Raw genomic sequence first — 12,778 nt, 5'->3', positions numbered from 1 at the left:
GGAGAAGCAGGAACGAGTTGTCCCGTTGAGGCAAGACACGAGGACGTACAGGCATGGTCGTTCGAGCCCCGGTCAGGATCCCCGTGGAGGTCCACGCGTCGGACCCGCTGTCCATGGACGGCGCGGTCAGCCAGCTTCGCCGGCACTCCGAGGTGGAGCTGCTCGAGGAGGGCGCGGGGCGCCCGGGCACGGTCGCGGTCCTGCTGGCCGAGGGGCTGGACGAACCCACGCTGACCCGGCTGCGGCGGCTGACACGCGCGGACGGCACCAAGGCCGTTCTCGTCACGAGCCTGATCCGCGAGGCGGAGCTGCTCCAGGTGATCGAGTACGGCGTCGGCGCGATCGTCTGGCGGCGCGAGGCGACCGGCCACCGTCTGCTCCGAGCGGTCCTCGCGGCCTCCCGGGGCGACGGTGATCTGCCCTCGGACCTGCTGGGGCGGCTGATCGCGCAGGTCGGCACCTTGCAGCGCGGCGCGACGAGCATGTCGGGTGCCACGGCGTCCGGACTGGCACCACGCGAGGTCGATGTGCTCCGGCTGGTGGCCGAGGGAATGGATACCGGGGAGATTGCCAGCAAACTCTCGTACTCCGAACGCACGGTCAAGAACGTGATGCACGGTCTGACGACCCGGCTGCAGCTTCGCAACCGTGCCCATGCCGTGGCCTATGCCTTGCGGGAAGGCTACATCTGACAGCCGGCCCGCCGACGCAAGGGCCCCGAGGACAGGTATCGGGTGACACGGGGGCAGCGGGGGTGCCCCGCGATCGTCCCCCGGGTGCCTCGCGGACCGGGCGGCCACACGGAGACGATGGAGTGGGGCGCTCCGTGCCGGAGGCCCAAGACCGTTTGGACCACGGACGGTTCGGCCGAGCGCGGTGACAGGCCGATCCACGACAGGTCGATACATGACAGGTCGTTCCATGACGGTCCGTTCGGCGACGAGCGCCCGTGACGGCGACCGTGAAAGGGCAGGACGACCGTGATCCACGAGGTGGATGACATCCTGCGAGGGCTGCTCGTACGCGGCGCCTTCGCCGGGTCCGACGTCGAGATCACCTTCGACGCCCCGACGCGCGACTGGGCGGCCCGGCGCAACGCCCCGACCATCGACGCGTACCTCTACGACATCCGCGAGGACACCAAGCGGCGCCAGCGCGGCAAGATGTCCGTCCGTGACGAGCAGGGGATAACGCTCAAGCAGCACCAGCCACCACGCTGGTTCCGGCTGTCGTATCTCGTCACGGCCTGGACCAAGCGCCCGCAGGACGAACACCGGATGCTCTCCGCCGTGCTGCACACGCTGCTGCCCAAGGAGATCCTCCCTCCGGAGGACCTGACCGGCACCCTGGCCGGGCTCGGTCTCTCCGTCCCGCTGACCGTCGCGGGGCTGCACACCGAGGCCCGCTCGCTCGCGGACATCTGGTCCGCGCTCGGCGGCGAACTCAAGCCCTCGCTCGACGTGGTGATCACCGCACCCTTCCTGGCGTACCCCGAGTACAAGGTCGGTCCGCCCGTCACGGAAGGGCTCGGCGTCCAGATACGCGGGGCGGACGGCCGGCCCGACGACAGCTCGGCGCGCTACCACAGCGCGGAGAGCGTCGAGGCCGCCAAGGAGGCCTTCGGGAAGAAGCACGGCACGACGGGAACCCTTCGGGAGCAGCAGAAGTGAGCGACTCCTCCTCCCCGCTGCTCGAACGGCTCGCGAGGCTGCGTGAGCGGGTGGCCGACCTCGTCGAGCACCGCAGCGCCACCGACCCGACGGCCACCGACCCGATGCGCGGGATGTATCTGACGGACGACGCGGTGCGTCACCTCCTGTTCGGGGGCGCGCAGGACGCGGCACGTTCGCCCGGCCCGGACGGACCGGACACGGCGGAGGACCTGGACCCGGCGGGGGAGCCCGACGGGCCCGCGGCGGCCGAGCCGTCCGACGACGACCGCCTCCACTGGCTCGCCCACTGGCTGGGTCTCCGCCCGCTCGACACCCAGATCCTGCTTATCGCACTGGCCCCCGACCTGGACCGCACGTTCGAGTCGCTGTACGCCTACCTCAACGACGACGTCACACGCCGCCGGGCGACCGTCGCGCTCGCGCTCGACCTGTGCGGGGTGCCCACGCACTCCGCCGCGGGACGGTCCCGTTTCCATCCGGCCGCACGGCTGCTCGCACGCGGGCTGCTCGAAGTGGAAGAGCCCGAACGCCCCTTCCTCAGCCGCTCCTTGCGCGTTCCCGACAGGGTCGTGGCCCATCTGCTCGGCGACGACACCCCGGACCCGGCGCTCGACGGGACCGTACGCCTCCTCCCGTACCTTCCCGTGGAAGCGGACGGGGAAGGGGACACGGAGCACCCGGAGGACCGGGAGGACACCGCGGGCCCCGGCACCGACGCGCCGGCACGGAGACTGGCCGAGCAACTGTCGTCGCGCCCGCTCACGGTCTACCTGCGGGAGCACCGTGAAGGCGACGGGCTCGCCTTCGCCACCGCCGCCCTGGGCGCGGCCGGTCTGCCGGCCCTGCATCTCGTCCCGGTGGAACGCCAGGGGGACCACCGTCACGAGGAGCACGCACCCGTGGAACGCGCGGCGTGGGAGCGTCCGCCGTACCGGGAACTGCTCCGCGAGGCGCGGCTGACGGGCCGCGCGATCGTGGTGACCTCGCTGCCCGAGAGGCCGGAGGAGCTGATCCGGGCGCTCGCGGTGAACGACGTCCCGGTGCTGTTCGCGGATCCGCGCCCGTACGACCCGCAGTGGTGCGACAGGGGACGCGACCCGGTCGTGCTGGACGTGCCCCGTGGGCGGGCCGGCGATCTCGACGCCTGGCGGGCGGCGCTCGGCCCCGAGGAGCCGGAGTTCGACCTGGCCCCGGTCGTCGCCGCCTACCGGCTCGGACCCGAAGGCATCGAGCGCGCGTCACGGGCGGCGCGGGAACTCGCCGCGTTCCACGGCACCCAGCTGTCCGCCGCGCATCTGCGGCTCGCCGCCCGGCAGCAGTCCGCCTCGGGCCTTGAACGGCACGCCCGCCGCATCCGGCCCGACGTCGGCTGGAACGATCTCGTCCTGCCCGAGGGGCCGCTGGCGCAGCTGCGGGAACTCGTCCTCCGCGCCCAGCACCGGGACCGGGTGCTCGGCGACTGGCGGCTCAGCGCGGGCGGCGGACGCGGCCGGGGTGTGGTCGGGCTCTTCGCGGGCGACTCCGGCACCGGGAAGACGCTCTCCGCCGAGGTGGTGGCGGGCGAACTCGGCCTCGATCTCTACGTCGTGCAACTGCCGTCCATCGTGGACAAGTACGTCGGTGAGACGGAGAAGAACCTGGAGCGGATCTTCACCGAGGCCGACCGCACGGACGCGGTGCTGCTCTTCGACGAGGCGGACGCAGTCTTCGGCAAGCGCTCCGAGGTCAGCAGTTCCAACGACCGCCACGCGAACATGGAGAGCGCCTATCTCCTCCAGCGCCTGGAGTCGTTCGACGGCATCGCCCTGCTGACCACCAACCTGCGCTCCAACATCGACGACGCCTTCACGCGCCGGCTGGACCTGGTGGTCGACTTCCCCTTCCCCGACGAGGAGCAGCGCCTCGCGCTCTGGCGGCACAGCCTCGCCCACGTCCCGTGCGCCGACGACGTCGATCCGGCCTCCTGCGCTGCGGACTTCGAGCTGGCGGGCGGCTCGATCCGCAGCGCTGTCGTCACGGCCGCGTACGCGGCGGCGGGCCGCGGCGACGGGGTGTCGACGGAGGATCTGCTGGCAGGCGCCCAGCGCGAGTACCGCAAGGCGGGCCGGCTGGTCCTGGACGACGCCTCCTGGTAGGCCCGCCACGCCCCGCGGGCCCGTAACCCACCAGGACGGTGGGTCACGGGCCCGCGGGGCGCCGGAAGGGGCTTCTCTAGTCCATCGGTGCGGGGAGCCAGTCCTTGGCCACCACCGTGCCCGGCGCGTCCTGCCCGTTGATCCAGCCCAGCTTCGTCTTGTTGAGCGTCGTCTCGTCCATGGCCCCGGTCTTCTCGGCCACGAACAGGCCCTGGTACTCCTTGATCCTGTTGAAGAGGCCCTTTGACGGCTTCTCCTTGAGCTGGCCCTGACCGCGCAGGTAGTCGATGTTGGCCTTCGTGCACGCGACGGTGATCGCCAGGTCGCCGTCGTCGATCTCGGCCTGCGTGCCCCAGAGCAGGACGTTACGCACCCACGGAACCTCCGGACTGGCCACGTCCGCGTCCAGCGGCACCGTCTTGGCGGCGACGAAGTGGGACGCCAGGAGCGCCGTCATCGTGGAGCGGCCGAGGTTGCCGAGCCCGTCGTTCTTCCCCAGCTGGCTGAAGGCCCCGTACTTCGAGTCGTTGGACTCCTGGAAGCACTTCAGCGCCTTCTGGGTCGCGTCGTCCAGCTTGCCCACGGTGTGCGCGGCGGTCAGCTTGCAGCCACCCGCCCCCACGACGAGGCGTGCCTGTGCGAACTGCACGAAGAGGTTCGGCTTGTCCTCCGACGTGATGGGCAGCGGGCCCCGCTCGACCTTCTCCTCCTCCTTCTCTTCCTCCGGCTTCTCCTCCCCGCCTCCGCCGCCGCCCGACGCATCCGGCTCCTCGGAGGGCTCGGGATCCTGCGTGGGCTTCTGGGTCGGCTGCTCCGGCGGCTCCTCCGGCAGAGCGGCGGCCGCAGCCTGCTCCATCTTCGGCTGCGCGAGGGTGCGGACCGGCGCCTTGTAGGTGAACCAGAGCACCAGGCCCGTGATGGTGAGGGCGAGCAGCAGGCTGAGCGTCGTCATCATCCAGAGCGGCAGCAGGCTGCGCTGGACGTACGTCCCGTTCACCGGCAGGGGCTCGAACCCCGAGCGGCGCACGGACAGTTCGTAGGGCCGCTCCTGCTTCTGCCCCACCCAGGTGATCTGCCGCGGCTTGAGAGTCGCGTCGACGAAGGCGGCACGGCCGGGCTGGATCTGGACGTTGGACGGGAAGATCTCGTACGAGAGGTCGCCGCTGGTCTTGTCGCCGCCGCCGATCGACGCCGTGAGCGCGGTGTTGCCGAGGTTGTCGACGGCCAGCTTGGGCCGGCCCCTGAAGCGTCCCTTGACGGTCTGCGGGACCAGCTCGGCCCGCACCTCCATGAACGTGGTGAAGGTGATGTTGCCCTCGGCGACCGTGGTGGTCTCGGGGTGCTCGGTGGGCAGGATGCGCACACCGTACGGATGCGGCCCCGCGGTCGCGTCCGGGGTTCTGGGTGGGGCGAAGGTCAGCTCCACGATTCCGGTGGTACCTGGAAAGAGCCTGATGGACGGCGGTTCCACCGACACGTACGGTGCGACGTCGCCGACCGGCTCGAAGCGGTACTCGTCGACGACGTCGCCTGTGTTGCGCAGGCGCAGTCGCACGGTGGTGCTGCTGCCCGGGTCGACCGTGGTCGAGGCGGGCTCCAGAGATGTCCAGGTGGTCACCCGACGGACGCTACTGCGCACGGGAGGGGCGACGTCAGAAGCCGCGGGGTAGCACGGCTGCCCGAAAGGTATCGCCCGCTGCCCTCGCAACCCCTTCGTGTGCGGCTCCGGTCGAGGGGCGCGGGGCCGCGCCCCGGCCGTACACCGCGGTGCGGGCCCCGGCGCCGTCCGCCGCGTCCCGCCAGGAGCCCTGGTGGCGCCGGAACACCCCGCGGGCATCCCCCTGTTGCCCCTGGGGGCACGACGGGTGCCCTCGACACGGCACCGGAGGACGTTTACGCGCGTGCGACCTGGCGGCGAAGGTGAGTCTGGTCTTGTATCGGTACCCCGAGGAGAGCAGAGCATGCCGTCATACCTGTCGCCGGGCGTGTACGTGGAAGAGGTGGCGAGCGGCTCTCGTCCGATCGAGGGGGTCGGCACCTCGGTGGCCGCGTTCGTCGGGCTGGCGCCCGACGGCCCTCTGAACGAGCCGACGCTGGTCACCAACTGGACCCAGTACGTGGCCTCCTTCGGTGAGTTCACCGACGGCTACTTCCTGGCCCACTCGGTGTACGGGTTCTTCAACAACGGCGGGTCCGCCGCCTACGTGGTCCGCGTGGGCGGGGCGCCCGGCGGAGTGGCCGGCGCGCCGGGTGAGGGCACCGACACGGTCGGCGGACAGCGCGGCCGGACGGCCGTCGCCGGCGGCGCGGCCGCGCCCGCCGCGCTGACGGCCGGGGAGCCCACTGCTCTGGGCACCTTCAAGGTGTCGGCCGTCGCGCCCGGCGAGAGCGGCACCCTCAGCGTCGAGGTCACGGACGCGGAGGGCGAGGGCCCGGCCGAGCGCTTCCGGCTGGTCGTCAAGGACGGTGCGAAGGCCGTCGAGACCTTCGACGTCTCGGCGAAGAAGAGCGCCCGCAACTACGTGGTGACGCAGGTCAAGGAACGCTCCAAGCTGATCTCCGTACAGGAGGGGGCCGCGGCCTCGCAGCTGGCGCGCCCCGACAACCAGACGGTCGCGCTCGACGCGCCCGCTGCCGCCGCGCAGGCCCCCGCGGTCCCGGACGCGGCCGAGGGTGAGCCGGTCGGCATCGCCGACTACCTGGGCGACTCCTCCGACCGCACCGGCTTCGGCGGTCTCGAAGCGGTGGACGAGATCTCGATGGTCGCCGTCCCCGACCTGATGGCCGCCTACCAGCGCGGAGCGATCGACCTGGAGGCCGTGAAGGCCGTACAGCTCGGTCTGATCGCCCACTGCGAGCTGATGGGTGACCGGCTGGCGATCATCGACCCGCCGCCCGGCCTCAACGCCCGGCAGATCCGGGTGTGGCGTCAGGAGACCTCCAACTACGACTCCAAGTACGCGGCGCTCTACTACCCGTGGATCAAGGTCTTCGACCCGGCGGGCGGCCAGACGCGGCTGATCCCGCCGAGCGGCCACGTCGCCGGCATCTGGGCCCGCAACGACTCCGAGCGCGGCGTGCACAAGGCTCCCGCCAACGAGGTCGTACGCGGCGCCGTCGACCTGGAGATGCAGATCACCCGGGGCGAGCAGGACCTGCTCAACCCGATCGGCGTCAACTGCATCCGCACCTTCCCCGGCCGCGGCATCCGCGTCTGGGGTGCGCGCACCCTCTCCTCCGACCCGGCCTGGCGCTACCTCAACGTCCGCAGGTACTTCAACTACCTGGAGGAGTCGATCCTCAACGGCACGCAGTGGGTGGTGTTCGAGCCGAACGACCAGGCGCTGTGGGCCCGGATCCGGCGGAACATCTCCGCGTTCCTGGTGACGGAGTGGCGCAGCGGCGCACTGTTCGGGGCCACGCCCGAGGACGCCTACTACGTGAAGTGCGACGCCGAGACCAACCCGCCGGAGTCGGTGGACCTGGGACGGGTCATCTGCCAGATCGGCGTGTCGCCGGTCAAGCCCGCCGAGTTCGTGATCTTCAGGCTGGCCCAGTTCTCCGGCGGCAGCGGCGAGCTGGAGGAGTAGACGTCCCGGCCTCCGGCCCCCGCTCGACATCGCGTACAGCCACAGGTCCCGGCCTCAGGCCCCAGCCTCAGTAGAAGGAACGGCTTTTCATGAGTCTCTCCCAGGGTGACGCCCTCACTACCCACAACTTCGGCCTCCAGATCGACGGAGTCATGGTCGAGTACCTCCACGCCGTGGGCGAGGTGGGAATGGAGCAGGACGTCATCGAGTACCAGCAGGTCTCGGCGAACGGCCAGCCGATCACCAAGAAGATGCCCGGCGTGAAGAAGGCCGGTGAGACCACCGTGACGCGCGGCATGGAGCAGTCCACCGCCTTCAACGAGTGGATCAACGCCTCGCTGCGCGGCGACATGGGCTCGGCGCGCAAGAACGCGAGCATCATCTACATGGACTACCAGTACAACCCGGTCCGGCGTCAGCACCTGCGCAACGCATGGTGCACCAAGGTGATGGGCGCGGCGGCCACGGCCGGCGAGGCCTCCGTCATGACCGAGACCGTCACGATCGTCTACGAAGAGCTGGTCACCGAGTAATGCGCCGCGGACCTGCCAGGCCCGCCACCGACGCCGCTGCCGCCACCTCCGCACCCGCGGAAGTGGCGGCCCCGGCCGTCGCCCCGGCGGAAGCACAGCCCGTACGGCAGCAGTTGCGGACCGAGTTCGCGTTCGAGCTGCCGCGCGGGTACGTGGACGACATGGGCACCGTGCACCGCGAGGGTGTCATGCGACTGGCGACCGCCCGGGACGAGCTGATCCCGCTGCGGGACATGCGGGTGCAGGAGAACCCCGCGTACCTCTCGGTGGTCCTGCTCGGCCGGGTCATCACCCAGTTGGGCACCGTGGCCCACATGCACGACGGCGTGGTGGAGAACATGTTCGCCTCCGACCTCGCCTTCCTCCAGGACTTCTACCGTCAGGTCAACGCCGAGGGCCACACCAGGGCCGGCGTGACCTGCCCGCACTGCGAGCAGCCGTTCGAGGTCGAGCTCGGCGGGAGCCGCCTGGGGGAATCGTGACGTACGCGACCGACCGTATCCATGAGGAGATCGCGTACATCGCCTACCACTTCCACTGGAACCTCGACGACATTCTTGACCTGGAACACCGTGAGCGGCGGCGATACGCAGAACAGATCGCCACGTTGGTGACGCGTGCTGCTACGGAGCGGTGATGGGCATATTCGACCGGCTCAAGGGCCGGGGCCGGGGCGGTAGTCAGCAGGGCGACGGCCGGGAGCGGAGCGCGGGCGGGCACAGCACCGCACCGGGCCCCGCCCCTGAGCCGTCCACCGGCGACGGTGCAGCCGCCGCGACTTCCTCCCGGGGGCGGGAGTGGGCCGCTCTGCCCCCGATCCGGCTCGCGACGCTGGCGCCGGCGAGGCAGACGGTCGCATCCGCGGAATTCGGCGGTTCGCTGACCGCCTGGCAGAACCCGTCCTTCTCCGGGACGCTCTCGCACGCCGTGCTGGACGATGCACCGACCGGCCTCATCAAGGACACGCAGTCGTTCACCCTCGGGTCCGGATCCGCCCGCCCCGACGGGACCGGGCTCTCCTTTCCGGCCGCTGTCGTCGATGCGGGTGCGGGTGCGGGTGCGGGTGACGGAAGCGGCGGGAGCGCCGGTCCGGAGGCGCGGAGCCATTGGCAGGGCCCCTCGGTCCAGCGCGCCCAGGGACCGCGGGTCGCACCCGTACAGCCCCGGCGGGGGCCGGCGCCCTCGGCACTGACACGGGCCTCCACCCCCAGCACTCGGCAGCGCAGGGTGCTTCCCGCGGCGGCGCCCAGCAGGACGAGGTCCGCCCCGGCGGCTGCGGCCGAGGCTGCTCCTGCTCCTGCTCCTGCACCTGCGCCCTCGTCTTCGGGTGCGCCCTCGACTTCGGCGCCCGCCCCCTCTCCTTCGGCGCCCGCCCCCCGAACTCTCCTTTCGCCTCCCTCTGCTCCCTCCCGTCCCTCTGCGGCTCCGGCTCCGGCTCCGTCTGTGGCTCCGGCTCCTTCTGCCGCTGTTCGCGTGCAGCGCTCGGAGGGAGAGCAGGGCGGCCCCGGCGGTGGCTCCGCGCGCACCGAGCCTTCGGCTCCCCGGCGGCCGGGCCCGGCAGGAGGGCCCGCGGCGGCGCCTCCTCCGAGCAGGACGCCTCCTGCTCGCACATCCTCACTTCCCGTACAGCGACGCGAGGTGAGCTCTCCGGCCCGCGTGACCGGACCGTCAGGCACCCCGCCGGCCCGGCGCTCGCCGCTCGGGCCCCCGTCGTCGGGGCCGGTCGTTCCGCCGGCAGCTCAGACACCGCGGACCGCACCGGAGCAGCTGAGCCGTGGCACTGCCGGTCCCGTCGGGCGGCCGTCCCCGCAAGGACCGGACTTGCCCGCAGCTCCGCCCCCGGGCCTCTCCGGGGGCGGAGTGACGTCGGGACGTCCGGCGGCGTCCGGCGGCGGGAACGTTGGAACACCGCCTGCGCGCAGGACACCGCCGACCGGGCCGGCGCCTGTGGCACGCCCGGCCGGCACATCGGGGACGGGTACCTCCGGATCCGGTGCACCGGGGGTGGGCGCGCCCGAGTCCCATCCGGCCGTATCCCGTCCGGCCGTATCCCGCGCGCCCGGGTCCAGTGCGCCCGAGTCCCGTGCGCCCGAGTCCCGTGCGCCCGAGTCCCGTCCGGCTGTCCGGCCGAGGTTGGGCGCTCCGTCGAGTGGGCCTGTCGGCGGTCAGGGGTCCGCTCCGGGGTCCGCCCCTGCGGCGCGTCAGCAGACCGGTGCACCGGCGCCCGGCCGCGCACCCCGCGTCCAGCGTTCACCGGCGGTCGGTGCGCCGCCGAGCGCCTCCGCGCCGCGGTCGGCACCGCGGCCCGTGGCGCCCGCCACCCCCGCACCGGCACTGCCCGTACAGCGGCCCGGAACCGCCAGTGCTTTCGGCACTTCTGCCTCCGGCATCCCCGCCAGGCAGCCGGTCGTCCCGGCGCGTGCGTCCGAAATCGCTACAGGTTCGACCGATGCACCGGTGCCCGGCCCCGGCCCTGGGTCCGTGCCCGGCCCCGGCCTCCCGGGCGGCGCGCTGCCTGTGCAGCGGACGCCCCAGCCCCGGAACGCCCCCCGGGACACTCCCCAGCCCCCTGCCCGGGCCGCCACTTCGGCCCCCGTCACTCCTTCGACCCCCCGCACTCCCGGGGCCCCGACGAGTGCCCTGCCGTCCGTGGTGCGGTCGCCCGCCGTGTCCCTCGGGCCTGCTTCCGCACCCCTGACATCGACCGACGTGCCTCCGGTGTCGCGCTCGCTGCCGGTCGCCCCGCTGGTGGGTTCCTCGCAGCCGGTCACTGCCGCTGGGTTCACGCCGCTGCCGGCGGGAACGGGGCCGGCAGCACCTGCCTCGGTCACGCGCAAGGCTCCGGCGGCCGCCGCGCGGAGAGCTGACGGTGCCCCTGCGGCCGGTGCCCCTCCTGTCTCTGTGCAGCGGTCCGCCGCACCCGGGTCACCCGCGCTCCCGGGCGTCCGCAGCGCTGTGCCACGGCCCTCGCCGGCACCGGCCCCCACGCCGACGGTGAGGAGCGCCCCGGGCGCCGTGCGCCTGCACCGCGTGCCGACCGGTCCCACATCAAGTGCGGCCCCGGGGGCCACCGCTGCCGACGGCGCCGGCAGCGGTGGCCGGCCTGCGGTGCAGCGTTCCGCGGCGCAGTCGTCGGCGCCGCCCGCACCCGCCCGTCCCATGCCCCGGGCCGCCGCCCCCGCGCGTACCGCAGCAACCCCAGCAACCCCCGCGCGTACCGCAGCAACCTCCGCCCGGGCCGCGGCAACCCCATTGCGTACCGCGGCAGTTCCCGCCCGTTCCGCAGCCGCCCCCACCGCAGCAGCCCGCACCGCAGCCGTCACCCCCGGGCGTACCGCAGCAGCCTCCATCCGTCCCGCAGCCGCAGCCGCCCGTACCGCGGCTGTTCCCACCACGGCGTCCGCGCCTGCACGCCCCGGTCACGAAGGGCACCGCCCCACGGGCGCCGCCGCGACCGCCCCTGTCGTCCCGCGCTCCGGACCCCTGCCCGGCCCCCTGCCCGCTCCCCTGCCCGGGCCCCTGCCCGCACCGGCGTCTCGTGGCCCGGTCGTTCAGCGCTCCGTGTCCGGGCCTCGCCACGTGGGCCTGCCCCCGGCGGCATCTCACGGCCGGGGCCTTCCCACGTCGGCGCCGCCCGTCCCCACCGGCGTCGCCCGTACGCCGTTGACGGCCGGCCCCGGCGGCCCCGTGGCCCCGCGCATGCCCGTGACCGGCCGCACGTCCCTGGCCGCACCCACGCCGGCGACCCCCGCGGCCCAGTACACGCCGGCGACCGCTCACACCCCCGCGGCCCAGTCCACGCCGGCGACCCCGCACACCCCCATGACCGCCCACACCCCCGCAGCCGCCCACACGCCCGGACCTTCGCGTGCCCCGGCCGCCCCCGCCCCTACCCCCGCCCCCGCGGCCCGGCCCGTCCGGAGCCCCGTCGTGTCCCTGGCGCCCGCCCGGCCCGCCCCGGCCGCCGCGCTTCCCGTGCAGCGGGCGCCCGACGGACCGGCCGCGCGGCGCCCTCAGTCACCGATCGCACCCCCTGCCGCGCCCCCGGCCCGGACGCCGGCGCCCGCCCCCGCTCGTGTGGCCGCGCCGCCCCGCGCCACGTCCGTCGCGGTGCAGCGGAGCAGCGGCGGCTCAAGTGCCGCGGACAAGCCCGCGCCCTCGGTGACGAGCCAGTTGAAGCCACGTGAGCTGAAGGAGGACCAGGTGGCGGAGCTGGTGAACCGGCTGATCGGGCCGATGACCCGGCTGCTGCGCGCCGAGCTGCGGCTCGACCGCGAGCGGATCGGCAAGCTGCGCGACCCACGCCACTGACCGGCCCCGCGAGAACGCCCGTACGTCCCACCCCGGCGGAACCCCGTCGGGATCCCAGCCCCGACCGCACGTGGAACCGCAGGAAGGCCCCACCCGATGCCCCAGGAACTCGACGCAGGCTCCACCATCTTCTTCAACCTCACCATCGACGGTGAGAGCCTGGGCAACTTCAACGGTTGCGAAGGGCTCTCCTCCCAGGTCGAGATCGAGCAGCGGCAGGAGGGCGGCAACAACGGGTTCGTCTGGCAGCTGCCCTCCCGCGTCACCTTCTCCAACATCACGCTGACCCGGCCCCTCACCGAGGAGACCGCGAAGGTGGCGGAGTGGATCTCCTCCGTCACCACGGGGGTGACCCGGCCCACCGGGCAGATCGCCGCGCTGCGCGCGGACGGTTCGATGGTCGCCCAGTGGGGGCTGATCGACGTACTCCCCGTCAGCTGGCGCGGTCCTTCCTTCGACCCGGCGAGCCCCGCCGTGGCCACCGAGGTCCTGGAGATCGCCCATCACGGATTCACCGACGCGGGGGAGGCGTAGCC

General features: G+C 73.0%; 10 protein-coding genes. 9 read left to right on the top strand and 1 reads right to left on the bottom strand.

The features are described 5' to 3' along the window. The first annotated feature begins 53 nt into the window (after positions 1 to 53). From P8A20_RS10400 to P8A20_RS10390, 3 genes are all read left to right on the top strand, one after another. Positions 54 to 692, top strand: coding sequence for a helix-turn-helix transcriptional regulator (locus P8A20_RS10400; protein WP_147957984.1), 639 nt, complete (start codon positions 54 to 56; stop codon positions 690 to 692). A 288-nt stretch (positions 693 to 980) separates the two neighbouring features. Next, positions 981 to 1,670, top strand: coding sequence for a Pvc16 family protein (locus P8A20_RS10395; RefSeq protein WP_147957983.1), 690 nt, complete (start codon positions 981 to 983; stop codon positions 1,668 to 1,670). Further along, positions 1,667 to 3,808, top strand: a complete 2,142-nt coding sequence (locus P8A20_RS10390) for an ATP-binding protein (RefSeq protein WP_147957982.1) — start codon at positions 1,667 to 1,669, stop codon at positions 3,806 to 3,808. The genes P8A20_RS10395 and P8A20_RS10390 overlap by 4 nt, the downstream gene beginning before the upstream one ends. 76 nt (positions 3,809 to 3,884) lie before the next feature. Here P8A20_RS10390 and P8A20_RS10385 read toward each other — a convergent pair whose 3' ends face one another. Next, complete coding sequence (locus P8A20_RS10385) at positions 3,885 to 5,426, bottom strand: COG1470 family protein (protein ID WP_147957981.1); 1,542 nt, start codon at positions 5,424 to 5,426, stop codon at positions 3,885 to 3,887. Positions 5,427 to 5,769: 343 nt separating this feature from the next. Between P8A20_RS10385 and P8A20_RS10380 the strand changes: the two genes are divergently transcribed. The 6 genes from P8A20_RS10380 (at position 5,770) to P8A20_RS10355 (ending at position 12,776) form a co-directional block, all read left to right on the top strand. Further along, on the top strand, positions 5,770 to 7,398 hold the full coding sequence (locus tag P8A20_RS10380) for a phage tail sheath family protein (RefSeq protein WP_306103379.1): 1,629 nt from the start codon (positions 5,770 to 5,772) through the stop codon (positions 7,396 to 7,398). 89 nt (positions 7,399 to 7,487) lie between these two features. Beyond that, on the top strand, positions 7,488 to 7,931 hold the full coding sequence (locus P8A20_RS10375; protein ID WP_014153883.1) for a contractile injection system inner tube protein: 444 nt from the start codon (positions 7,488 to 7,490) through the stop codon (positions 7,929 to 7,931). Further along, on the top strand, positions 7,931 to 8,413 hold the full coding sequence (locus P8A20_RS10370) for a hypothetical protein (RefSeq protein ID WP_306103378.1): 483 nt from the start codon (positions 7,931 to 7,933) through the stop codon (positions 8,411 to 8,413). Before P8A20_RS10375 ends, P8A20_RS10370 begins: the two co-directional genes overlap by 1 nt. Then, positions 8,410 to 8,568, top strand: coding sequence for a DUF6760 family protein (locus P8A20_RS10365; RefSeq protein WP_014153881.1), 159 nt, complete (start codon positions 8,410 to 8,412; stop codon positions 8,566 to 8,568). The genes P8A20_RS10370 and P8A20_RS10365 overlap by 4 nt, the downstream gene beginning before the upstream one ends. A 3,062-nt stretch (positions 8,569 to 11,630) precedes the next feature. Beyond that, a complete protein-coding gene (locus P8A20_RS10360) occupies positions 11,631 to 12,242 on the top strand; it encodes an extensin (protein WP_306103377.1) in 612 nt (203 codons plus the stop codon). Between the two features lie 96 nt (positions 12,243 to 12,338). Further along, the gene (locus P8A20_RS10355; protein ID WP_014153878.1) at positions 12,339 to 12,776 is read left to right on the top strand and encodes a phage tail protein; all 438 of its coding nucleotides are present in this window, start codon (positions 12,339 to 12,341) and stop codon (positions 12,774 to 12,776) included. Positions 12,777 to 12,778: the final 2 nt, after the last annotated feature.

It is taken from the genome of Streptomyces sp. Alt3, from assembly GCF_030719215.1.
In the GTDB taxonomy this organism is placed as follows: Bacteria; Actinomycetota; Actinomycetes; order Streptomycetales; family Streptomycetaceae; genus Streptomyces; species Streptomyces glycanivorans.
The sequence above is the reverse complement of the archived record's forward strand: the minus strand, read 5'-3'. Positions and strand labels throughout refer to the sequence as shown.

Excerpts from the sequence above, each read along its gene's own strand:
- P8A20_RS10400 (WP_147957984.1), top strand. The coding sequence starts at position 54 with ATGGTCGTTCGAGCCCCGGTCAGGATCCCCGTGGAGGTCCACGCGTCG.
- P8A20_RS10380 (WP_306103379.1), top strand. The coding sequence starts at position 5,770 with ATGCCGTCATACCTGTCGCCGGGCGTGTACGTGGAAGAGGTGGCGAGC.
- P8A20_RS10375 (WP_014153883.1), top strand. The coding sequence starts at position 7,488 with ATGAGTCTCTCCCAGGGTGACGCCCTCACTACCCACAACTTCGGCCTC.
- P8A20_RS10370 (WP_306103378.1), top strand. The coding sequence starts at position 7,931 with ATGCGCCGCGGACCTGCCAGGCCCGCCACCGACGCCGCTGCCGCCACC.
- P8A20_RS10360 (WP_306103377.1), top strand. The coding sequence starts at position 11,631 with ATGCCCGTGACCGGCCGCACGTCCCTGGCCGCACCCACGCCGGCGACC.
- P8A20_RS10355 (WP_014153878.1), top strand. The coding sequence starts at position 12,339 with ATGCCCCAGGAACTCGACGCAGGCTCCACCATCTTCTTCAACCTCACC.